22 protein-coding genes are annotated in these 22,232 nt (G+C 41.2%); 11 read left to right on the forward strand and 11 right to left on the reverse strand.

The window, feature by feature from the left end; all coding sequences use genetic code 11:
* The first annotated feature begins 199 nt into the window (after positions 1-199).
* From metG to FPG78_RS08070, 3 genes are all read left to right on the forward strand, one after another.
* Entirely contained in the window at positions 200-1,897 is a 1,698-nt protein-coding gene (metG, locus tag FPG78_RS03330; RefSeq protein WP_144086606.1) for a methionine--tRNA ligase, read from the forward strand.
* 380 nt (positions 1,898-2,277) lie between these two features.
* On the forward strand, positions 2,278-4,293 hold the full coding sequence (locus FPG78_RS03335) for a pyruvate, phosphate dikinase (RefSeq protein WP_255431730.1): 2,016 nt from the start codon (positions 2,278-2,280) through the stop codon (positions 4,291-4,293).
* Positions 4,294-4,328: 35 nt separating this feature from the next.
* Positions 4,329-4,937, forward strand: a complete 609-nt coding sequence (locus FPG78_RS08070; protein WP_255431731.1) for a putative PEP-binding protein — start codon at positions 4,329-4,331, stop codon at positions 4,935-4,937.
* Between the two features lie 151 nt (positions 4,938-5,088).
* On the opposite strand, the gene FPG78_RS07665 is transcribed toward FPG78_RS08070, so the two are convergent.
* From FPG78_RS07665 to FPG78_RS03375, 10 genes are all read right to left on the reverse strand, one after another.
* The gene (locus tag FPG78_RS07665) at positions 5,089-6,261 is read right to left on the reverse strand and encodes a PD-(D/E)XK nuclease domain-containing protein (protein ID WP_144086607.1); all 1,173 of its coding nucleotides are present in this window, start codon (positions 6,259-6,261) and stop codon (positions 5,089-5,091) included.
* 35 nt (positions 6,262-6,296) lie between these two features.
* Complete coding sequence (locus tag FPG78_RS08555; RefSeq protein WP_144086608.1) at positions 6,297-6,779, reverse strand: AAA family ATPase; 483 nt, start codon at positions 6,777-6,779, stop codon at positions 6,297-6,299.
* 125 nt (positions 6,780-6,904) lie between these two features.
* Entirely contained in the window at positions 6,905-8,098 is a 1,194-nt protein-coding gene (gltX, locus tag FPG78_RS03350; protein ID WP_320411053.1) for a glutamate--tRNA ligase, read from the reverse strand.
* Positions 8,029-8,388 carry a glutamate--tRNA ligase family protein gene (locus FPG78_RS08290; protein ID WP_320411054.1) on the reverse strand — a complete coding sequence of 120 codons (360 nt, stop codon included), beginning with the start codon at positions 8,386-8,388 and terminating at the stop codon, positions 8,029-8,031. Before FPG78_RS08290 ends, gltX begins: the two co-directional genes overlap by 70 nt.
* 214 nt (positions 8,389-8,602) lie before the next feature.
* Positions 8,603-9,259, reverse strand: coding sequence for a phosphatidylserine decarboxylase family protein (locus FPG78_RS03355; RefSeq protein WP_144086609.1), 657 nt, complete (start codon positions 9,257-9,259; stop codon positions 8,603-8,605).
* Positions 9,260-9,286: 27 nt separating this feature from the next.
* A complete protein-coding gene (locus FPG78_RS03360) occupies positions 9,287-10,123 on the reverse strand; it encodes a phosphatidate cytidylyltransferase (protein ID WP_144086610.1) in 837 nt (278 codons plus the stop codon).
* Between the two features lie 190 nt (positions 10,124-10,313).
* Positions 10,314-11,057: a 5'-3' exonuclease gene (locus FPG78_RS03365; RefSeq protein ID WP_186292440.1), complete on the reverse strand. Its 744-nt coding sequence runs from the start codon at positions 11,055-11,057 to the stop codon at positions 10,314-10,316.
* Positions 11,054-11,179, reverse strand: coding sequence for a hypothetical protein (locus FPG78_RS08075; protein ID WP_255431732.1), 126 nt, complete (start codon positions 11,177-11,179; stop codon positions 11,054-11,056). The genes FPG78_RS03365 and FPG78_RS08075 overlap by 4 nt, the downstream gene beginning before the upstream one ends.
* Positions 11,180-11,274: 95 nt before the next feature.
* Positions 11,275-11,511, reverse strand: a complete 237-nt coding sequence (locus tag FPG78_RS03370) for a hypothetical protein (protein WP_144086612.1) — start codon at positions 11,509-11,511, stop codon at positions 11,275-11,277.
* A 6-nt stretch (positions 11,512-11,517) separates the two neighbouring features.
* Positions 11,518-12,465: a hypothetical protein gene (locus FPG78_RS03375; RefSeq protein WP_144086613.1), complete on the reverse strand. Its 948-nt coding sequence runs from the start codon at positions 12,463-12,465 to the stop codon at positions 11,518-11,520.
* 38 nt (positions 12,466-12,503) lie between these two features.
* On the opposite strand from FPG78_RS03375, the gene FPG78_RS07135 reads away from it, so the two are divergent.
* The 3 genes from FPG78_RS07135 to ruvX all read left to right on the forward strand — a co-directional run bounded on the left by FPG78_RS07135 (position 12,504) and on the right by ruvX (position 14,581).
* The gene (locus FPG78_RS07135; RefSeq protein ID WP_186292441.1) at positions 12,504-12,647 is read left to right on the forward strand and encodes a hypothetical protein; all 144 of its coding nucleotides are present in this window, start codon (positions 12,504-12,506) and stop codon (positions 12,645-12,647) included.
* A gap of 89 nt (positions 12,648-12,736) precedes the next feature.
* Complete coding sequence (lpxB, locus tag FPG78_RS03380; protein WP_144086614.1) at positions 12,737-13,834, forward strand: lipid-A-disaccharide synthase; 1,098 nt, start codon at positions 12,737-12,739, stop codon at positions 13,832-13,834.
* Between the two features lie 315 nt (positions 13,835-14,149).
* Positions 14,150-14,581 (forward strand): Holliday junction resolvase RuvX, encoded by a 432-nt coding sequence (ruvX, locus tag FPG78_RS03385; RefSeq protein WP_144086615.1) that lies wholly within the window; start codon positions 14,150-14,152, stop codon positions 14,579-14,581.
* Between the two features lie 96 nt (positions 14,582-14,677).
* On the opposite strand, the gene FPG78_RS03390 is transcribed toward ruvX, so the two are convergent.
* Positions 14,678-15,538 carry an Rpn family recombination-promoting nuclease/putative transposase gene (locus FPG78_RS03390; protein ID WP_144086616.1) on the reverse strand — a complete coding sequence of 287 codons (861 nt, stop codon included), beginning with the start codon at positions 15,536-15,538 and terminating at the stop codon, positions 14,678-14,680.
* A 341-nt stretch (positions 15,539-15,879) separates the two neighbouring features.
* On the opposite strand from FPG78_RS03390, the gene FPG78_RS03395 reads away from it, so the two are divergent.
* The 5 genes from FPG78_RS03395 to FPG78_RS03420 all read left to right on the forward strand — a co-directional run bounded on the left by FPG78_RS03395 (position 15,880) and on the right by FPG78_RS03420 (position 22,222).
* Positions 15,880-17,004, forward strand: coding sequence for a Fic family protein (locus FPG78_RS03395; RefSeq protein ID WP_144086617.1), 1,125 nt, complete (start codon positions 15,880-15,882; stop codon positions 17,002-17,004).
* 406 nt (positions 17,005-17,410) lie between these two features.
* Entirely contained in the window at positions 17,411-17,608 is a 198-nt protein-coding gene (locus FPG78_RS03400; protein WP_144086618.1) for a hypothetical protein, read from the forward strand.
* A 101-nt stretch (positions 17,609-17,709) separates the two neighbouring features.
* On the forward strand, positions 17,710-18,081 hold the full coding sequence (gene mscL, locus FPG78_RS03405) for a large conductance mechanosensitive channel protein MscL (protein ID WP_144086619.1): 372 nt from the start codon (positions 17,710-17,712) through the stop codon (positions 18,079-18,081).
* A gap of 9 nt (positions 18,082-18,090) precedes the next feature.
* Positions 18,091-21,012 carry an excinuclease ABC subunit UvrA gene (gene uvrA / locus FPG78_RS03410; RefSeq protein WP_223261984.1) on the forward strand — a complete coding sequence of 974 codons (2,922 nt, stop codon included), beginning with the start codon at positions 18,091-18,093 and terminating at the stop codon, positions 21,010-21,012.
* Between the two features lie 262 nt (positions 21,013-21,274).
* Entirely contained in the window at positions 21,275-22,222 is a 948-nt protein-coding gene (locus tag FPG78_RS03420) for a hypothetical protein (protein ID WP_144086620.1), read from the forward strand.
* The last annotated feature ends 10 nt before the right edge of the window (positions 22,223-22,232 follow it).

A 22,232-nucleotide genomic window follows, 5' to 3' on the forward strand; every position in this document is an offset into this window, starting at 1 on the left:
TTTGATTTTTTGCTTACCTTTTAATCCAATAAAAGGTAGGCATACACATTCATAAGACCTTCTTCAAAACCTATTTGTGATCAGCAATTTTTAGGAGAAGCGCAGTCGCCAGAATACTAAATGTATTTGAGGAGCATAGACCATAAAATTGCCATTTAGCAATAGGTTTTGCAGAAGGTCTCTTAATTGCATTACACAAATGGCTTATCCAAAACGTTATACCGTTACCGCTGCATTGCCCTATGCAAATGGGCCCATCCACTTAGGACATGTGGCTGGGGCCTATCTTCCTGCTGATATCTATGTGCGGTATTTAAGACAAAAAAAAGCTACGGTAGTATTTGTCAGTGGTACTGATGAACATGGTGTGCCGGTGGTGATTCGTGCCCAACAAGAGGGTGTTACCCCTAGGCAGGTAGTGGATAAATACCATACCCTTATTAAAGAAGCGCTGCAGGGGTTGGGTATTAGTTTTGATATCTTTGCAAGAACTTCCTCGCCTACCCATTATGAGACCGCAGCGGACTTTTTTAAGGTATTGCATCAAAAAGGAGTCTTTGAGGTATATGAAACAGATCAATACTATGACCCTGTTTGTAAACAATTTCTATCTGATCGCTATATCAAAGGCAGCTGTCCCAGTTGTAAGCATCCTGGTGCCTATGGTGATCAATGTGAAGCGTGTGGCCGCACACTGAGTCCAGAAGAGTTGATTGATCCAATCTCTGCCATTAGTGGCGTGGCACCTATTTTAAAATCCACCAAACATTGGTACCTGCCCCTAAATAGGTATGAAGACTGGCTGAAACAGTGGATTTTAGAAGACCATAAAGACTTTAAAACCAATGTATATGGTCAATGCAAGGGTTGGTTAGACCAAGGGTTGCAGCCACGTGCCGTAACCCGTGATTTGGCTTGGGGCATTCCTGTTCCATTGCCTGAAGCGACCGGAAAGGTCCTCTACGTTTGGTTCGATGCACCAATTGGCTATATTAGCGCCACCAAAGAGTGGGCCAAAGCACAACAGATAGACTGGGAACCCTTTTGGCAAGATCCCGATACAAAGCTGGTCCATTTCCTTGGAAAGGATAATATTGTATTCCATTGTATTATCTTCCCTGTTATGCTCAAAGCACATGGCAGCTTTATTTTGCCGCAACAGGTTCCGGCCAATGAATTTTTAAATCTAGAAGGGCAAAAACTCTCTACCTCCCGTAATCATGCGGTTTGGCTCCATGACTATTTAGAAACTTTTCCAGGTAAAGCAGATGTATTGCGCTATGTGCTCTGTACCATTGCACCGGAAAACAAAGACAGCGACTTTACTTGGCAAGACTTTCAAGATAAAAACAACCGCGAGCTGGTTGCCAACCTCGGCAATTTGGTCCATAGAACCCTCAGCTTGGTGCATCGCTATTTTGATGGATTGGTGCCACCCAGTATCGCGCCTAATGGAGCAGATCAAACTTTGCTAACTGATTTAATGGATGCTTTTACAGCAGTAGGTGATGCCATCGCGCAATTTAAATTTAAAGAAGCACTCCAACTGGTTATGGGCTATGCTGCATTGGGCAATAAGTATCTAACCGATAGGAGGCCATGGCATTTGGTAAAAAGCAACCCAGAGGAGGCTGGAATAGTATTGCATGTCACCCTGCAACTCATAGCCACCGTAACCCTGTTGATCAAACCTTTTTTGCCTACAACCGGTGATAAAATGGCGCATATGTTGGGGTTACAAGAGACAGGTTGGGGAGGAGACTTGGATGTAACCAAACTGCTGCAACCAGGTGATCGATTGTTACCTCCTATTGTATTATTTGAAAAAATTGAGGACGATATCATTGCAGCACAACGGGCAAAATTACAACCTAATGCTACTGAACCAGTAGTGTAAAGGAGTGTTTGTTCTTACTTTTTTCTTGCTTTGGGATAGTGTGTCCATATGGTTGAATGAGTACAAATGAAGCTATTAAGGGGTATGATTGGCCGCCGATAAAGGAATTTGGCGCTTTTCAGTAAAACTGTAGTCTTTAGACGCTCTGTTTTTTAGCGGATCAGAAAATCAGCATGTTTGAGCCCGCGTAGCGGGCGAGTTCTGATTTTCCCGCTGGGAAACAGAGCGTTTCATTGGTTTTGCTGCGCGCCAAATTTTTTATCGGCGGCCATAAGTAGGGGGCACACTATAGGTGCAATAAAATATATTTTCCTTAAGCCTCCATCATTGGCTGAGTGAGAGATGCCAATGGAAATAGGCATGATAAAATACTTATGAATATGTTGAATAATAAACAGCTTAAAAACTGGATTCATCGCTTTGGGTATCATACTGATTATCCGCATAGACCTCTTTCGAAAGAGATTTGCGATCCATCTATATTAGGCAATAAAGGGTATGGATTGGCACAAATGTCTGCTTTAGGATTTCCGGTTCCGCCGGGCTTTACCATTATAACAGCAGGTTGTAGGGACTATTATGCAAAGGGGCAAACAATCGCGCAAGAGATTTGGGATCAGGTTGTTGCAGAGATCAAACTACTTGAAAAGGCCACAGATAAGCGTTTTGGTGCTGGTCCCTTTCCGCTGCTGCTATCCGTACGTTCTGGTGCGCAAACCTCCATGCCAGGTATGATGGACACCCTGCTGAATCTTGGTTTAAACGATGAAACGACCCAGCTATTGGCCCAGGCCACCCATGATGCTAGATTTGCCTATGATAGCTATCGTCGTTTTATAGAAATGTATGGGAGCATCATTATGGGTATCAACCACCATCTATTTACAGCAGTAATGGCGGGTATAAAAGAAGCAGAAAACGTGCACCATGAGGCAGGTTTAACGCTTAACGTGTTGCATACCGTTATTGATCGCTATAAAAAAATAGTCTTGACCCATAGTGGAACTACCTATCCTCAAGATCTATTTGAACAATTGAGACAGACCATAGCTGCTATTTTTGCATCTTGGCATAACCCAAGAGCAGTTACCTATCGAAAGCTTAACCATATAGATGACCAGGGCGGTACTGCTGTTACCATTCAGACTATGGTATTTGGCAATAGAGGGGAAGATAGCCTAACAGGCGTCTTATTTACCAGAAATCCATCCACTGGTGCGCGTACTTTATTTGGTGAATACCTAATCAATGCACAGGGCGAAGACTTGGTTTCGGGTTTAGTGACGCCTCGGCAAATTACCAAACAAGGCAGACAAGCCATTCAAGCCAGTGACGACTCATTAGAAGAAAAATATCCAGTTATTTTTAGTGCTTTAAGTCGCTTAGCCACGGCATTAGAAGACCATTTTAGGGAGATGCAGGATATTGAATATACCGTTGAGCAAGGTAAGTTATGGCTGTTGCAAACCAGAAATGGCAAACGCAGTGCTAGCGCTGCTGTTAAAATAGCCATTGATATGATGCAAGAAGGCAAGATAGAGGCGTGGGAAGTTTTAAAAAGGATAGATTATAGCGCTATAGAGCGGCTATTGCACCCTACGTTAGATGAAAACCAAACCATAGAAGTATTAACCCAAGGGCTTCCTGCTGCACCAGGTGTTGCTTCTGGGTTGATTGCATGTACATCAGAAGAAGTAGTCACCCTTTCAAAAAAGGGGGATGTGCTATTGGTTAGAGAAGAAACCAGTCCCGATGATATCAGTAGTATGGCTATTGCAGCAGGCATTTTAACCACCAAAGGTGGCATGACGGCACATGCTGCCGTAGTAGCAAGGGGTATGGGCAAACCTTGTATCTGTGGCGCCCATGACATTACCATAGATAGCCAAACCAGATCACTTGTGATTGGTCAGACAAAAATTCCGATGGGCAGCTATGTAACCATTGATGGAACAACTGGGCAAGTCATAAAAGGCAAGGTAGCCACTATCCGGCAAAAGCCTTTTCCTGAATTTGTGACCTTTATGCACCTACTCGATGGGCTTAAAAGAATGGAGGTAAGGGCCAATGCAGAAACCGTTCAAGATGCAGCAGTAGCCTTATCCTTTGGTATAGCAGGCATAGGGCTTTGTAGAACAGAGCATATGTTTTTTAGTTCTGACCGTATGCGTCTATTCCGAAAAATGATCTTAACGAGTGATCATCCATCCCGTGTTGGCATTTTAACAGCCCTTATGGCGGTACAAAAAAGTGATTTTAAAGCCCTTTTTCAAACCCTAAATGGCTTGCCCATTACCGTAAGGTTATTAGACTCACCCTTACACGAATTTTTACCCCACCATCCCAAAGAGATCGCTGATTTGGCATTACAAATAGATCTCCCCGCTCTGAGGTAGAAAAACGCATTGCGCAACTTTGTGAGGTCAATCCCATGTTGGGCCATCGCGGTTCGAGGTTGGCCATTACCTTTCCAGAAATTTACACCATGCAGCTTCAAGCCCTATTTGAGGCCGCATTAGAAGTCACCGAGGTGGCATTAGAAATTATGTTACCTCTTGTTTTTGATGCTAAAGAGATTGTTTTTCTTAAAAATATCATAGAGGAGGTTCATCAAAAAACAGCGCCTCAAATCCAATATAAGGTTGGTGTAATGATAGAATTACCAAGAGCCGCCTTACAAGCAGCAACCCTTGCCCCATTGGTCGACTTTTTTAGTATAGGCACCAATGATTTAACCCAAACTACACTTGGTATTTCACGTGATGATGGTGCAAGATTTCTAGACAGTTACTGGCAAAAAGGTCTGATTCAAGAGGATCCTTTTGTTACACTGGACCAAACAGGCGTTGGAGAATTGATTCAAATAGCCGTAGTGCGCGGCAGAGCCGCCCATCCAAATTTAAAAATAGGCATTTGTGGCGAGCATGGCGGAGATCCAGCTTCTATTGCATTTTTCGAGTCGATCGGTTTAGACTATATATCCTGTTCTCCCTATAGAGTACCTATTGCAAAGTTAGCCGCTGCAAAGGTAAAGAAGTGATGTGGGCTATTAGACCTTCTACAAAACCTATTTTTGATCAGCAGTTTTTAGGAGAAGTGCAGTCGAGCACCGCAGAATACTAAATGTATTTGAGGAGCATAGACAAGCTTCGACACCAAAATTGCCATTAGAAATAGGTTTTGCAGAAGGTCTATTCATACCATTCTTCCTGGCTATATTTAGCGGTTAACATAATAGCACCAGTCTGCTGATGAACCAAATCATAGGTAGTATAAGCCGCTAAAACTGCTTTTCCTGAAAAAGCAATACCGCATTCTACCACCTCTTTTACATAAGGGTAGGCTAATAATTCCGTATGATACGCTTGATCTTGGATTTGTTGTAGGGCAAGCTTTGCTGCATTTTCCAGTTCTTCTTCCTTACGCAGATGTTTAAATTCCAATAGAATCGCTTTTGCTCCTTTTTTGGGAATAATTAATACATCATACCTTCCCAAGCCACTCTCCCTATTAGACTTTATATAATGGGTTCTACTCAAGCTAGCCAACATGGCCAGGACAAAACCGTGATAAAATCCCTCTGACTTCCTAGGACCATGGGTATCAAAACAACTAGCACTTTGTAATAAAAAGCATCTTAATGCTTCTGTAAAGGAAGGTACATTCCCAGCTATCAAATGATCTAAAAAAAATTTATAGTCATCTGCTTCATCAAACTGGTTGCTCAACCATTCGGCAAAAAAACGGTTGTATAATCTAAATACTTCGTCATTAGGTATACTAACACAGCAATCATATAAATCACTACTAAACTGCAAATGACTACTTTCGAACTTTAAGTAGCCACAAAATAAAAGCAGACTCCATAAAGCAGTTTCATCTCGTCCTAATAGATCAAAAGATAGATGTTTATCTATGGGTACACATAGTGATGCACCTTGCATCAGCTGTTCAAACTTAGATTTAATACCTGAGCTAGAACGAAATAACGATTCCTTGACTAAGTCATTATTACCTGTATTGACCCAATAGACATCAAAACGCCCTTCTTCACTCAAACAAGATATAATAGACCATGGGTTGTATACTACTACGTTTCCTGCTTTATATCCATTGTACCAATTCTTTACTTGCTCCATAGAGGTACTAAGGCCTTGGGTTTTAAAAAGGTAGGCTACTTCCTCCTCCTTAAATCCAAAATCATGGCTATATCCTTGATCTAATAGGGTATAGGTTTTTAAGTTATTTAACCCAGATAGCATACTATCTTTAGAGATGCGTAATATACCGGTTAATATCCCTCTTTCTAAGGCGTCATTCCCTTTTAAGGCAGCGCTAAATAGATTGCGCATCAATTGGACCATACGATTCAAGTAACCATTATTGCCATAAGTTTTATTTAAAGGGTATCATACTCATCTATCAGAATATAGACCCTTTGTCCATGGTGTTGGTAAAGACATTGACTGAGTAACTCTAAAGCAGCTTCCAACTCTTGCTGATTCGCTTGCTTACCCAAGATAACATGTAATTGTCCTAACTGTATTGCATTAATTTTATCACTATTCAATAAATAAGTATAGGAACTATAAACCTTCAATATCAAGTTATATACTGCATTATAAGCACCTTCAAAATCATCTGCATTGACGTTTTTAAAACTCAACATAATCACAGGATACTTCCCTTGATGATTTTTAAGGTATTTACCATCGTCTAGCTTACCAATCGCCAGGTCATCAAACAAACCTGCTGTAGTTATACCATTCACGTCTGACGCAAAAAAATGCTGTAACATAGAGATATTAAGCGTCTTACCCCAACGGCGAGGACGCGTAATTAAAGTGACTTTATCCCCTTTGCGTAATAATTCAGCAATCATAGGGTCTTATCACAAAAAAGATAACCTTCACTAGTTAATTCTCGAAAACTATCGATACCAATCGGTAATTTTTTCATGATGTTTATAGAGTCGTTTTAAAATTTTAGAATAGCCTTATGTAAGTATCATACAAACGCTTTTTCTAAAAACGCCTTAATTCTTTTATAGCTTTTATCTCTACCCAGTAGGATCATAATTGCTATAAGGTCTGGACCAGCCTTGCTTCCTGTAAGCGCCATACGCAAGAGCGGCATGATACCAGCTACTTTTGGCAACAACGCTTTGACCTGCTCTACATTCCATTCTACTAACGTTTTAAGGTTTTCAGCAAAATCCATTATACTGCCCTTGGCTGCATGATTTTTCTCGATTAGTTCAGCATCATAGTCCACAGGGTCAAAAAAGAAAAACCGCCCTTCTTGCCAAAAATCCTTTGGAAAAGTAATCCTATCCTTTACCAGCGTACAAATCGCTATTGCATCCTCCTGACTACAGGTTATATTTTCTTTAGCCGCTTCTGCCATAAAGTAGCTGGCCCAGACAGCTGGTCCTTGTTGTTTAATATGTTGTTGGTTAAACCATTTTGCCTTAGCGATATCAAACTTAACCCCTGATTTACCCAGTCGTTCCAGAGAGAAAGCTTCTATTAAAGCCTGTTTGGTAAATACTTCTTTATTGGTACCCGGATTCCAGCCCAATAAAGCCAAGAAGTTCAACAATACTTCTGGCAGATAGCCAGCTTCTTTAAATGCCCTTTCCACCTTCAGGTCTGGGCTATTCCAAGCGATAGGGAATGCAGGAAAGCCATATTGATCCGCGTGGCGTTTGCTTAACTTTCCACTGCCATTAGGTGCCAATAGGAGTGGCAGATGGATAAATTCAGGAATTGGACAATCTAAGTAACGGTACAATAATATATGAATAGGGGTGGAGGGTAGCCACTCTTCACCACGGATCACGTGCGTAATTTCCATCAAGTGGTCATCCACCACACTAGCAAAGTGGTAGGTAGGCCATCCATCTGATTTCATCAATACCTTATCATCCAAAGCAGCGGTGTCCACTTTCACCCAGCCACGGACGCCATCTTGAAAGCGTATCATTTCCTTATGCGGTATTTTTAGTCGAATCACATAAGGCTTACCTGACGCTATCCATTCCTGTACCTGTTCTGCAGGCATTGTCAGTCCATTGCGCATCCATTCCCGGCTGATCCCATTGTACTGCGGGTGGGCCACCTTTGCCGCTTTCAGCCGTTCCCGCATCGCCTCGATCTCTTCTGGTGTATCAAATGCATAGTAGGCATGGCCCGCATCCAATAAAGCTTTGATGTATTGCCCATAGATGCCAATCCGTTCAGATTGTTTGTAAGGCCCAAATGGCCCCCTTGTTCTGGACCCTCATCCGGCATAATCCCTAGCCAACGCAAGCTTTCTAAAATGTAAGCCTCCGCGCTAGCCACCAAACGCTTTTGATCCGTGTCTTCAATACGCAATATAAAACGCCCCCCCTCTTTTTTCGCCAAAAGATAATTATACAAAATCGTCCGCACACTACCAATATGTAATGCTCCCGTTGGACTAGGCGCAAAGCGCACATGTACCGTCATATAAATCTAAAAAATGGTAAAAATATAAGCTTATAAAACAGTATCTGTTCAAGTCAGCTAATAAGGCAATTTATCGCACTTTTTTCAAAACCTATTTGTGATACGCAATTTTTAGGAGAAGCGCAGTCGCCAGCATACTAGATGTATGTGAGGAGCATAGACAAGCTTCGACACCAAAATTGCCATTTAGCAATCGTTTTTTGAAAGCGGTCTATTATATTTTGGCTAAGACAGTAATCCCTCCCTTTATCTTATCACCTACAGCTACTTGAACAGCAGCATCTACAGGTAAATAGACCTCTGCTCTTGAACCAAATTTAATAAACCCACATTTTTCACCCTGTTGCACCTCTTCACCCTCTTTAAAATAAAATTTAATACGGCGTGCCATAAAACCAGCGATTTGTCTAAAAAGAATTTGCTGACCATTTTCATTTTCAATAACAATAGAAGTTCGTTCATTATGCGTACTCGCCTTAGGATGAAACGCCACCAAGTATTTGCCCGGGTGGTATTTAAAAAAGACAATCTTACCAGACATAGGAAATCGATTCACATGTACATTAAACGGGGACATAAATATGCTGATTTTAATGCGCGTTTCCTGTAAATATTCCTCCTCATACACCTGTTGAATGCTAATGACTTTACCATCTGCCGGCCCTAGTATGTATTGATCTTGGGTATGAATGATCCGGTATGGATCTCTAAAAAAATAGATCAGCCAAAAGTATAAAGCACCACTCACCACTGCGAAGCCTATCGATTGGTGGTAGCTAAGCACCACTTTTTTATGCATGCCATAGTAGATAAGCAGTAGCAGAATAGGTGTCCATAATAAAATTTCTTTTCCTTCTTTATGTATTTTCATTACTTGAAAAACTCAAATCTATCCGTTTTATCCAAAAAGTAAAGTTATTTTTAAAAATGCAACTACTGTAGGGATGGTTAACAATAAGCTATCGATTCTATCCAGGAGTCCTCCATGGCCTGGAATCATTTCACTTGCATTTTTTACATCTACACTTCTTTTAAGCAAAGAGGCAACTAAATCTCCATAGGTTCCTGTAAAAATGGTAATCACTGAAATCGCAAGCCACTGCCATAGTGGTAAAATATTAAAAAAATAGGCGATGGCATAGCCAGCAGCAACTGCAAACAATGCACCTCCCCAAAAGCCTTCCCATGTTTTTTGAGGGGAGATCCGTTTAAAAAGCTTAGATCGCCCTATAGTCGAACCCACTAGGTAGGCCCCTGTGTCCTGGCTCCAGGCAATAGCCAGTAAGCCTAGTATCAGCTGGTTCGAATAGCTACCCTTAAAAAAGGCCAGATAGTGCAGCATACCAAAAGGAATCGCAATATATAAGATCCCTAAAAAAGTAGCTGCGATATCTAAAAAGGGGTTAGAAGGCTTGCGGCTATATAGTGCAGCGATATATATAAATATAGCTAATGGAATACAGCCGTAGCCCAATATAGCAGAGAAGTTATCCTGAAGGTAGTAAGCGAAGACTATGGTATATAAGAGCAGCCCTAGCCAAACGCCATAGCCCCGCATAGGCGCAACATTTGCCTGTTTCAGCAACTTATAAAACTCTAGCATGGCCAGGATTACCACATAAAAGAAAAGAAAAAAGTAGGTCCATGCAGACCAAAAAATCGCAAAAATAATAACAGGCGTAAAGAAGACAATCGAAAAAAAACGTTGTATAAAATTGTTTTGTTTTTTCAACATAAGCGTTAAATTCTGTTTTTGAATAAACGATGCAGCGCCCTATCCCAAACCAATTGCAATAGGACCCTACAATGATATAAAAATTTAAGAGGAGGAGCAAAAGATCTCTATACAATCCATTCTCCTAAAAACTGCTGATCACAAATAGGTTTTGCAGAAGGTCTATAGCTACAGGAACAATTCGCCTGATCTACCAAATTAACCGTTGGTTGAGCTGTTTAAACTCCAGCAAGGCAAAGAGCGGCTCTAATTTGGTTCTATTGGGACCTTCGTAACGGCATTTTTCCAAATCTAGCGTGATGGGCACATCTGTCCGAATCGTTGCCAATGCCTTGGAAAGCATCCCCTGGTCAGCATATTGGGTAAGGGTTGCTTGTAACTTACCTGTTAGTTGATGGCTATGTGCCAATAAATTTTCTAGGGTATCAAATTCTTTTATAAGCTTTCGAGCTGTTTTTTTGCCAATAGAAGGAATCCCTGGAATAAAGTCAGAAGGATCCCCTTCTAATGCCAAAATATCCCTTACCTGTTCTGGTCTAGTAATCTCCCATGCTGCTAAAATCTCTTTTTCGCCCATTATGGTTGCTTTTTGGCCATGGCTACTTGGTTTATAGAGGTAAATATTATGCTGTACTACCTGGGCCAGGTCTTTATCTGTAGACATGATATAGGTAGTACATCCTGCCGCTTTTTTGGCCAACGTACCCAGTAGGTCATCTGCCTCATAGCCGCTATAGGTTACAGATGGAATCCCAAAGCCATCTAGGATCGCTTTGATATAAGGAATCGCTATAGAGATATCTTCTGGTTGTGTTGGTCGATGCGATTTATAGGCTGGAAAGAGTTTATGTCGGAAGGTTTTTTCTTTTCCGTCAAAGGCAACGATCAGGTGGGTAGGTTTTTCTTTTTGTAGCACTTCCACTAGGGTATTCACAAAGCCCAGTATTGCCCTGTTTTCATCCCCTCTCTTGTGCTCGGGGCTGCCTTGCCAAGGGCAAAATGGGCCCTGTAGATGAGTGACATGCCATCTAACAAAAAAAGTTTGTTTTGTATCATTTCATATTTTGGCCTTTTGGGCATGAGACCTTTTTCAAAACCTATTTTTAATGGCAATTTTGGTGTCGAAGCTTGTCTATGCTCCTCAAATACATTTAGTATTCTGGCGACTGCGCTTCTCCTAAAAATTGCTGATCACAAATAGGTTTTGCAGAAGGTCTATGGTTGTTTGTAATATTAATCAGTAGACAGTGAATAGACTTCTTTCGAAATGCGCTTCTGCTGAGGAATTTGTAGGAGAGACGGCGCGGAAAACCGGAGCGTACTAGATGTACGTGAGGATTTGAGCACCGGATCGACGAGCAAATTACTAGCAGAAGTAGCGTTTCCAAAGAAGGCTAACCTCCTCCATAATGTTTGCCATTATGTGTATGTTCTTCTTTGATGGCGCAACCCCGTATAGGACAGTTCCCCAGTCCTGGCATGCGGATACCGATGCCCAGTTGGGCCATGATACCATCTCTAAAATGGCTTATACTAACCACACGATCCGATCTGGATGGGTTGAAATCTTCTATAATGTCATTTTGCGAGCAAAAATCATAAGCAATTCGAAGGCTTCCATTGATGTAACGGGTAAGCTGTTGCTCCCATGTAATAATGCCTATATCAAAACTAAGTGAATGGATCCAATAGTAGTACTTACCCCATTCAGAACAGGTATAGATAGAAGGTGCCCAAGTACCATCTATTAATAAAGTATAATTTTTATTTTCTATTAGCTTAAAACCCAGTCGGAGCAAAGGGGTCCAAGTAAAGTAATAGGCATACAGCGGTGTATAGGTGAGCGACTTATAGTATTCCTTTTCATCGCCATTCCATGTTCCGTTGTCGATCCATGCACCAGTCATCTCTTCTAAAAAAGAACACCTGATACCCCCACCCACACCGATGCGCAATCGTTTCAGGTCAATGGTTACCAAGAGTTGCCCAGCAAGCGTTAGCCCATTTGCCTTGAAGCCAAAAATACCTTTAGGGTCATAACCACATTGCTGGGAATCATCAGAATCATCTTTATCTTTATCCCTTTGAAAGAGCATAGCAGGCGTATGGTGCCAACGTATTAGGTATTGCACCGTAGTTTCATCCATTGGCTCACCATTCACTTCCATTTCACCATCTTCCCTACCAGGGTGCATGCCACTAATATGGGTTTTATAGCTATCCACTTTTATAGAAAACGCCCCTTGTAGCTGAATGTTCCGCCAGAAAGATTGGTTTGCAGCCTGCAATGTAACCAATGGGGCAAACCATAGCAAGAAAAGTAAGCTAATAAGAATCTTCAATGGATGAATATTTTAGTTTTTTACAGGCCTAGCAACCAATGATTTGGGATCTTAAAGTTAGATTTTTTTACCTTTATTTCCTAATTTTCATCCCCACACCGTGGGATGATAGGCCTCGTTTGAAAGCGATTTATGATCAGCAATTTTTAGGAGAAGCGCAGACGAGCACCGCAGCATACTAAATGTATGTGAGGAGCATAGACAAGCTTCGACACCAAAATTGCCATCAGAAATCGCTTTCAAAAGTGGTCTTATGTTAAAATAAATATTCATGCGTTATTATATCATTGCTGGCGAGCATTCTGGGGATATGCATGGGGCAGATTTGATTAGACAAATCAAAAAAATAGACCACCATGCTGATTTTTGGTCTTGTGGCGGTCCAGCTATGTCTCAGGCTATAGGTAAGCCTTGTAGGGTAGATTGTGGCCAAATGGCCTATATGGGGATAGATTTTTTAAAAAAGTGGTATACCCTATGGCGGTTGTTACAGTTTTGCCAAAAAAATTTAATCAGCTATCGGCCTGATGTAGTTATTTTAATAGACTATAGTGGGTTCAATATGAAGCTAGCTGCCTTTGCCAGGCGCAATGGATTTCAAGTAGCCTACTATATACCACCTAAAATCTGGGCACATGGTCCAGGCAGACTGGCAAGTATCAAGCGGGATGTAGACCAAGTGCTCTCTATTTTGCCCTTTGAAGCAGCCTATTACCAAAATCGGGGCTACCATTCGATTGCCTATGTAGGCAATCCGCTCGTTCAAAAGGTAGCGGGCCACTGCATCAATCCCTCTTTTATAGCAGACAATAGACTCGATAAACGGCCGATTATCGCTTTACTGCCCGGTAGTAGATTAGATGAAATTCGGCGCATATTGCCGCTAATGGTTGCCCAAGCAGACTATTTTAAAGCCTATCAGCTGGTAGTAGCTGGATTGCGTGCGCTGCCAACCAGTTTGTATACAGCCTTGTGTCCATCTACTGTTCAAGTAGTCTATGACCAAACCTATGACCTAATAGCTGTCGCAAAAGTGGCCATTATTGCCTCTGGAACCGCTAGCTTAGAAGCCGCTTTATTTAATTTACCACAAGTAGTGGTCTATAAAACTCATCCATTGGCTTACTTTTTTTATAAAAAAATAGTCACAATAAAGCATATCTCTTTGGTTAATCTTTTCGTAGACCAAGCGGTTGTTCCAGAACTCATCCAATACCAATGCACTCGTGAAAAGCTTTGTGCTACTTTAACCCATCTTTTATCGGGCAGTAGTAGTCAGAAAGCAGCCTATCAAGTGGTTCGCCAGTTATTGGGTCAAAAAAATGCGGCTATAGAAGCAGCAAAGTGCATAGTAACCAGTATAAAATAGACCGTTTAACCCTAACAAGGTAATAGACTTCTTGCAAAGCTCGCTTATGTTGAGGAATTTGTAGGAGAGACGGCGCGGAAAACCGGAGCGTACTAGATGTACGTGGGGGTCAGGCCTCCCTCAAAACCTATTTGTGGTGCGCAATTTTTAGGAGAAGCGCAGTCGAGCACCGCAAAATACTAAATGTATTTGAGGAGTATAGACAAGCTTCGACACCAAAATTGCCATTAGAAATCGAGTTTTGAAAGAGGTCTATTTGAGCACCGGATCGACGTGCAAATTACCAACAGAAGTTAGCGTTTTGCAAGAAGTCTAATGGAAGAAAATTTAGGTAGAATTATCGCTATAGATTACGGACTCAAGCGGGTGGGTATTGCCGTAACCGATCCCTTACAAATCATTGCTACGTCTTTAACGACGATAGCTACCCCTAGTTTATTCCTTTTTTTAAAGGACTATCTCCAAAAAGAAAGCGTAGTAGCCTTTGTAATGGGCATGCCCAAAGGTTTAGATGGCATGCCATCTAAAATGAGTAGGGCAGTAGAACATATTGGCATGCAATTAAAAAAGAAGTTTCCAGCGCAAAGCTTTTATTACCAAGATGAGCGGTTTACCTCTAAGTTGGCCATGCAAGGACTGTACCAAGCTGGTTATTCTAAAAAAGATAGAATGCATAAAAACAATATAGATAAGGTAAGCGCCGCCATTATACTCCAATCCTTTTTAAACAGAAAGGAATGCCTGTAGAAGGTCTTGTGATGTTTTTTTGTATTACTATCTTGAACAAATATAAATACGTATTTATTACAAATAGGTAATGCCTGCAATCTATTAATTCGAATATTACATAATTTCTTTAATTTCTGCTGTAGATAAACCAGTTAACAAGACAATATCGTCTATAGCATAGCCTTTTTCAAGCATTGTTTTCGCGATTTCTATTTTCACCTCTTGTCTTCCTTTTTCTTTAGCTTCTTTTTGAAATTTCTCTATTGTATTAGCCTCTATTCTGAGCCATTTTAAGTGATCTTCATAGGCCATTCTTTCCTCATCCGTAAATTTCATCGTGTCTAAGACATGCAAGGCCTTTTTTAGGCTATCTGTTGCTATCGCCTCCGGTAAGTTATCCTTAAGTAAGTCATGCCGCGTTAGAAAGGCGATCCAAATGTCTAATTCATTTTTTACCTTTTTCAATAAACTTGATAAATCTTCATTAGGATCGTTACTAAACTTAACCAGCTCTACCGTATGCAATTCTAAATCGGAAAAGTAGGGCATACCACTCTCTTTTTCTGTAATATGGAAGACATTATGATACTTCTTACTATCTGGTATAGAAGTAAAGTTAAGAATATGAATGCCTATTGCTTTGTTTAAAGTGGAATAATGCTGTGCAGCCTTTAACTGATCTGTATACAACTTAGCCCAATAGTATAAAGCACGTTTGTCATAATCTGCTTCATTTGTGATTTGGATCTCTATATTAAATATTTTACCCGTTTCACCTACTGCTTTCACATCTAATATAGAGAGTTTGTCACTTCTAAAACTTTTGGCATTATAGGGGTTTAATAGGGTCACATCGCATACTTGATCCTCTGGCGAAACCGTGGCATTGATCAAGGAAATCAGCAAATCCTTATTCTCTTCTACACCAAATATTTTTTTGAATGCCAAATCTATTCTTGGGGTAATTTTTTCCATAGCTTGTTCTATATTTTTAGTATACCATACAATATAGAAAATTATTTCGTTTAATAGTTTCGTATTTCCTCTATAGACCTTCTCCTAAAAACTGCTGATCACAAATAGGTTTTGTAGAAGGTCTCTTCTTATTTCAATATAGTAGGTTAAATTGAAATAAATTCATTACCTTATGCCATATGTTTCAGTATATGGTCCTATACTGAAATAGTTATTAGACTTCTATCGAAACGTTACTGCTAGCTGGTAAGTTTCCGCGCCGTCTCTCCTACAAATTCCAGGGCATAAGCACGTTTTGAAAAGAAGTCTATTGTCTAAAAGTAGTTAACGAAGTAGCAGTCATGCGTACAATAGGTATTTACCAATCATTGGGTGGCATCGATTATTTTATGCCTTATGCACTACCACCTAAAGATCCGCCGTTTGCATTTGATGTGGATATAATGGCATTATATGGAGAGGCTAGTTTTTCATTAGGGCAGCTCAATGAGATGAGCCAGCGTCTGCCTGATATCAATCGCTTTATAAAAGCCTATGTCATCAAAGAGGCACTTTTGTCTTCTTCGATTGAAGGGATTCATACTACCTTTATAGATGTGTTGACCCATCCTTTAAGCCTATCTAAGCCAGCTAAAAATGTTCAGTTGGTACTAAACTATACCAAAGCGTTGGATCAAGCTTTAACCATGCTGACAGCAGAAGGATTCCCACTGGCATCTCGGGTGATCTTAGCTGCACATGCGCTACTCCTCTCCAATGGGGAGGGAGATAAAGCCGCTCCAGGTTGCTACCGGAAGCAAGCGGTACAAGTAGGTAATCTCATTCCACCGATGGCCTCAGAAGTGCCCCATCTTATGGCTGCATTAGAACAATACATCCACGAGGCAGATGGCCTACCCGTGCTTATTAAAGCAGGTCTGGTCCATGTGCAATTTGAAATGATTCACCCTTTTTTAGATGGAAATGGACGAATCGGTAGATTATTGATTGTATTGATGTTAATCGAGTCTGGTCTTTTGCGTGTACCCATTCTTTATCCTTCCTATTTTTTTAAAAAGTATCATTTTGATTATTACCAAAAGCTTGATCGGGTTCGAACAGCCGGTGATTTTGAAGGATGGATTGCTTTTTACTTAAAAGCGATAAGAGATAGCGCTAGAGATGGCTATACAAGGGCCAAAGAGATAGAATGTCTGGAAATCAGCCTGAAAAATATTATTCAACAGGATAACAGCTTGCTAAAAACAAGAGAAATAGCAACTATTGTTTTAAACTTTTTGTTTATACAGCCCATTACCACCATTGTGGAAGTCAGCCAAGCTACAGGTAAAGCCTATAATACCATTAGCAATATATTCAAGCCATTTGTGGCATTAGGTATCTTAGCAGAACAGACCCTTTATAAACGAAATAAAGTCTATCGCTTTCAGCCTTATCTTGCATTGCTGGAAAAAGAATATGCGTAATCAGTTGATATTTATTTAGCCTCCACCCACAGATGTGGACTATACCTAAGCAAGAAATTGTATTTGACTGTAGTTTCTTAGAAGGGCTTAAGGAAGTTTTATCTTATCTTGTGCTATATGGCTCAGTCGATACGAGTATTGTGGCCGCGAGTAAAGGAATGCGGTGCTTTCAGAAAAGAGGAAATTGTCTAACGATACGAGTATTGTGGCCGCCGGTAAAGGAATGCGGTACTTTCAGAAAAGAGGAAATTGTCTAACGATGCGAGTATTGTGGCCTCCGATAAAGGAATGCGGCGCTTTCAGAAAAGGGGAAATTATCTAACGATTTGTTTTTCAGCGGATCAGAAAATCAGCCTGTCTGAGCCCGAGTAGCGCGGCGCGTTCTGATTTTCCCACTAGACTTCTTTTGAAACCTATTTGTGATCAGCAGTTTTTAGGAGAAGCGCAGTCGAGCACCGCAGAATACTTAGGTGTATTTGAGGAGCGTAGACAAGCTTCGACACCAAAATTGCCATTTAGCAATAGGTTTCAAAAGGGGTCTACTGAAAAACAAATCTTTTCATTATCCTTTCTGTGTGCCAAAGGCCTTTATCGGCGGCCATAAGCAGGGAAGGCACGTTAACGATCTATATTTTATAATTGTATCTATCCTTTAATACCATTATATTCCATCGTACAAATAATCCTTTAAATTGCAATTGTGTCATGAGCTTTATACAAGAATTTAAAAAATTTGCCATTAGAGGCAACGTCGTAGATTTATCTGTAGGGATTATTATGGGTGCTGCATTTGGTAAGATTGTTACCTCTGCAGTAGAAGATTTGTTTATGCCTATGGTCAATCCACTATTGGTAATCGATCAAGGTTGGGAAGCCATCGTCATTGGTCCTGGTATTAAGCTTGGCCGTTTTCTTGCTGCTGTGCTAAACTTTATGGTCATTAACTTGGCTACATTTTTCTTAATACGCATCATTCATAAATTACAGAAGTTCGAAGAAAAAGTGGAAGAAAAAGAACAGGCCCCTACGCCCACTGAAAAACTTTTAATGGAGATAAGGGATGCACTCAAAAAGTAGTACATATTCATGCATCTTGATTTATTAGACCAGCTTAGTCCAAAAGATTTTATTATTATAAGGGGTGCTAAAATGCACAACCTTAAAAATATCAGTTTAGCCATTCCACGTAACCAGTTGGTCGTTGTTACGGGCTTATCCGGTTCTGGCAAATCTTCTTTGGTATTGGATACCCTTTTTGTAGAAGCCCAGCGCATGTATATAGAGAGCGTCAGCGCCTATGCGCGGCAGTTTCTAGGTAAAATGGAAAAGCCTTTGGTCGATGCCATTCAAGGCCTTTCTCCAGCTATTGCCATTCAACAAAATGTTTCGGGTAAAAACCCCCGTTCTACAGTAGGTACCCTTACAGAGCTTTGTGACTATCTCCACCTGCTCTATGCCCGTATCGGTACAACCTATTCTCCCATCAGTGGACAAAAAGTTAAAAAAGATAGCGTCTCCGATGTAGTGGATTACATTCAACAACAACCAGATGGTACCAAAGCATTGATCCTCTATCCTATAACAGTAGCCGATCAAGCTACTTTATTAGAGAAGTTAAGGGTTGAGCAAGGCAAAGGGTTTACCAGAGTCATGCAGGGCGGTCTTCTTTTTTATATAGAGGAGCTATTAGCTGGTGAGAAGGTGCTGTCACTAGACCAACCGATTTATGGCTTAGTAGACCGCATTATCGTTAAAAAAAGCGACCAAAACAACCAATATAGGATAGCAGATTCCGTTCAAGTAGCCTTTTTTGAGGGCCATGCCGTTGTAGAGCTCGTTGGGGTAGGCCAGCAATCTTTTTCAGATCGATTTGAGCTAGATGGCATCTCATTTGTCTTTCCGACCGTTTCCTTTTTTAACTTCAACACCCCCTATGGCGCGTGTAAATCCTGTTCAGGCCTAGGGCAGTTGATGGGTATAGACCCCAATAAAGTCATACCCAACCCAGCCCTTTCCCTAGTAGAAGGCGCCATTGCCCCTTGGAATGGCCCTGCTATGTCTAAGTGGCTGGCGCCACTTTTGGCCGCACATCAAACCCTTGGTTTTCCCATTTATACCCCCTATAGCAGTTTGACCTTTGACCAGCAACAGTTTTTATGGCGCGGCAATCGGGATTTTATCGGCATTGATCGCTTTTTTGACTTTTGCGCCACCCAAACCGATAAAATACACTACCGTGTCTTGCTATCCCGTTATCGCAGCAAGACCACTTGTATCGCTTGTCGCGGCAGCCGTATGCGTCCAGATGCCCATTATGTTAAAATCGATAACCACTCTATAGTTGACCTATTGTTGATGCCCATTCACGACTTGGTTGCTTTTTTTGACCGGTTATCCCTTACCGACCGTGAAGCTGCTATTGCCCAAAGAGTAGTAGTAGAAATCAAAAACAGGCTGCGTTACCTAGCCCAAGTTGGGTTAGGCTATTTAACCCTTAGCAGGCCCATTGCTACGCTATCTGGCGGCGAGCACCAGCGGATTAAGTTGGCCACTGCATTAGGGAGTCCCCTTTTTGGCACCATTTATATTTTAGATGAGCCTACTATTGGGCTTCATCCCCGTGATACCGATCGGTTGGTTCAGTTGCTTTTAGATTTAAACAACCAAGGCAATACCGTTATTGTCGTAGAGCATGAAGAGCTTGTTATGCGTGCTGCTGACTCCCTTATTGAGATAGGCCCTGAAGCAGGCGCTGGCGGTGGCAGGTTGGTCTTTCAAGGCACTTTTCAAGCCTTGCAACAAGCCACTACCCATACCGCGCGCTATCTTAATGGTTGCGCGGCCATTCCCCTGCCCAACCGGAGGCGTCCTTGGCGCAATCGTTTGTTTATTAAAGAGGCTAGCCTCCATAACCTTAAACAAGTTTCCGTTACCATTCCTTTAAATGTATTAACTGTTGTTACCGGCGTCAGTGGATCAGGTAAGTCTACTTTAATCAAAGAAGTTTTATATCCCGCTTTGGTTCAATACCTTGCCAACCCTTCTGCTGGTGTAGATACCCTATTAAGCGGCGACTTAGCTGCCATTCAAGCCGTAGAGCTCGTGCACCAACATCCGCTTGGTAAATCCTCCCGTTCCAATCCGGCTACCTATTTAGGCATTTACGATCCCATTCGAGATCTCTTTGCCCAAACCGATCTAGCCCGTTCCCGCCGCTATCAGGCTGGTCACTTTTCCTTTAACTCAGAGAAAGGTCAATGTCCTGCCTGTCGTGGCGAGGGGCAGTGCAAGATAGAGATGCAGTTTATGGCAGATATCTACCTCCCCTGTGGGCGCTGTAAGGGCAGCCGTTTTAAGCCTGAGATAGCCGATGTAACCTATTGCGGCAAAAACATCAGCCAAGTACTTGGCATGACCGTAGACGAAGCATTTGTTTTCTTTGCCGACCAGGTTGCTGTTGAACCGCAAGCGATTGGTGATGAGGAATCTTTAGGAGAAGCGCAGTCGAGCACCGCAGCATACACAGATGTATGTGAGGAGCGTAGACAAGATTCGACACCAAAATTGCCATTAGAAATAGCATTTCGAACGCGCGCTATTCTCCATAAGTTAAAGGTCTTACAGCAGGTTGGTTTGGGTTATATACCATTGGGGCAATCTTCCAGTTCATTAAGCGGCGGGGAAGGGCAGCGGCTGAAGCTTGCTTATTATTTGGAAAAAGAGTTAGCAGATTACCCTATATTGTTTATATTTGATGAGCCCACTACCGGGCTTCATATGCATGATGTTGCCCGGTGGTTACAAGCCATAAATGGTTTAATCGATCAAGGCCATAGCGTTGTGGTTATTGAGCACCATATCGATGTGATAAAAAGTGCAGATTGGCTGATTGATTTAGGCCCAGATGGCGGCCAGCAAGGCGGTAAAGTCGTCTTTACGGGTACTCCAGAAGCGTTGGTGGAGCAAAAAGAAAATTATACCGCTCAGTATTTAAAAGAAAAAATATAGAAAATAGTTGCATGTTATTTTTTTTTATATTATCATTGTAGCAAATTTGTGTAGCAGGGCTTGCTATTAAAGGCGCTAGTAGGTGCATAAGATTAGGTGTGGTTAGGGTGGTCCATTTGGATGGTGTTTGGATATATATTATTTTTGTGTAAAAGCCCATTATTATAAAAAAAAAAGTAGTACTAATAGTTAGTAATTGCTTAGCGTTTAAAGCAGTTAACTTCTTAATGAAGTAATTAACAATCAATAAAATTAAGTAAAGATGATTTATAAAAAAATTAGAGATAAAGTTCCTTCTTTATCCAGCCTGCTCTTGGCTGGGATGTTGTCGCCTTTTGGTGGTTGTGAGAGCTGTACAAAGGATAGTAAGGCTGCAAATGAGTCGAATCAAAATCAGAATCCTCTTCCTGTGGATGATAAGAAGGGTAAAGAGGATGGTAGCAAGTCGCTTGATAAAGACTTCGTAGATGTAGTTAAGGATATCTTCAAGTACTTGACTAGCAATGTTTTAATGTTGGATCGCATGGATAAAGGGCCAGAAGTTTTTGATGAGGCTGAATTTTCCGGTCCTGCAGCATCAGGCAACCTTGAATCACTATGTAAAAGTTTCATAAGTGCTTCATCTGCAAAAATTTATCCTTCTTCTTTAGAGAAGACTTTTGCTAGTTTGCCGAACATTAAATTTCGTACTGGAGGTTCTATGAGCGGCGAGCCGCATAAATATGCTTGGGGTGTTGCTCTTAATGCTATTGCTGGTATATGGAATAATTTTCATATTACTTGGAAAAAGTTCCAGGATTTGATTGATAAGGGTGCCCCAGAGGAGCAAATAAAAAATCTCCTAGATGAATTTACTGGATACTATAATCAAACTGTTGTCGGATCTAAATCAATTTTTACAGAAAAAAATAAATTTTTTGATTCAAAAGAATGTAAATGGCTTGGTGAAGATAGGTTAGCTAGGTTTTTGAGTGGTAAAGATAAAAAAGTGGATAAAGATGGAAAACCACTAGACAAGCCTACTACTAAACAGTTCGGTATGCCTGGCTTATTATCCTTGAAGGTTGGTCAGTCCGATAAATCTACTAAAAAAATCATAAAAGTGTGGGTTATGGGTAAGGTAAATAAAGCAGACTTTATCTCTGAAGATGCTGAAAGTCTAAAAAATATAACTCAAAGGGGGCACCGATACCTTCCTCGGCCAATGTAATGGGTCTTGC

Origin of the sequence: Cardinium endosymbiont of Dermatophagoides farinae (assembly GCF_007559345.1) — a bacterium.
In the GTDB taxonomy this organism is placed as follows: domain Bacteria; phylum Bacteroidota; class Bacteroidia; order Cytophagales; family Amoebophilaceae; genus Cardinium.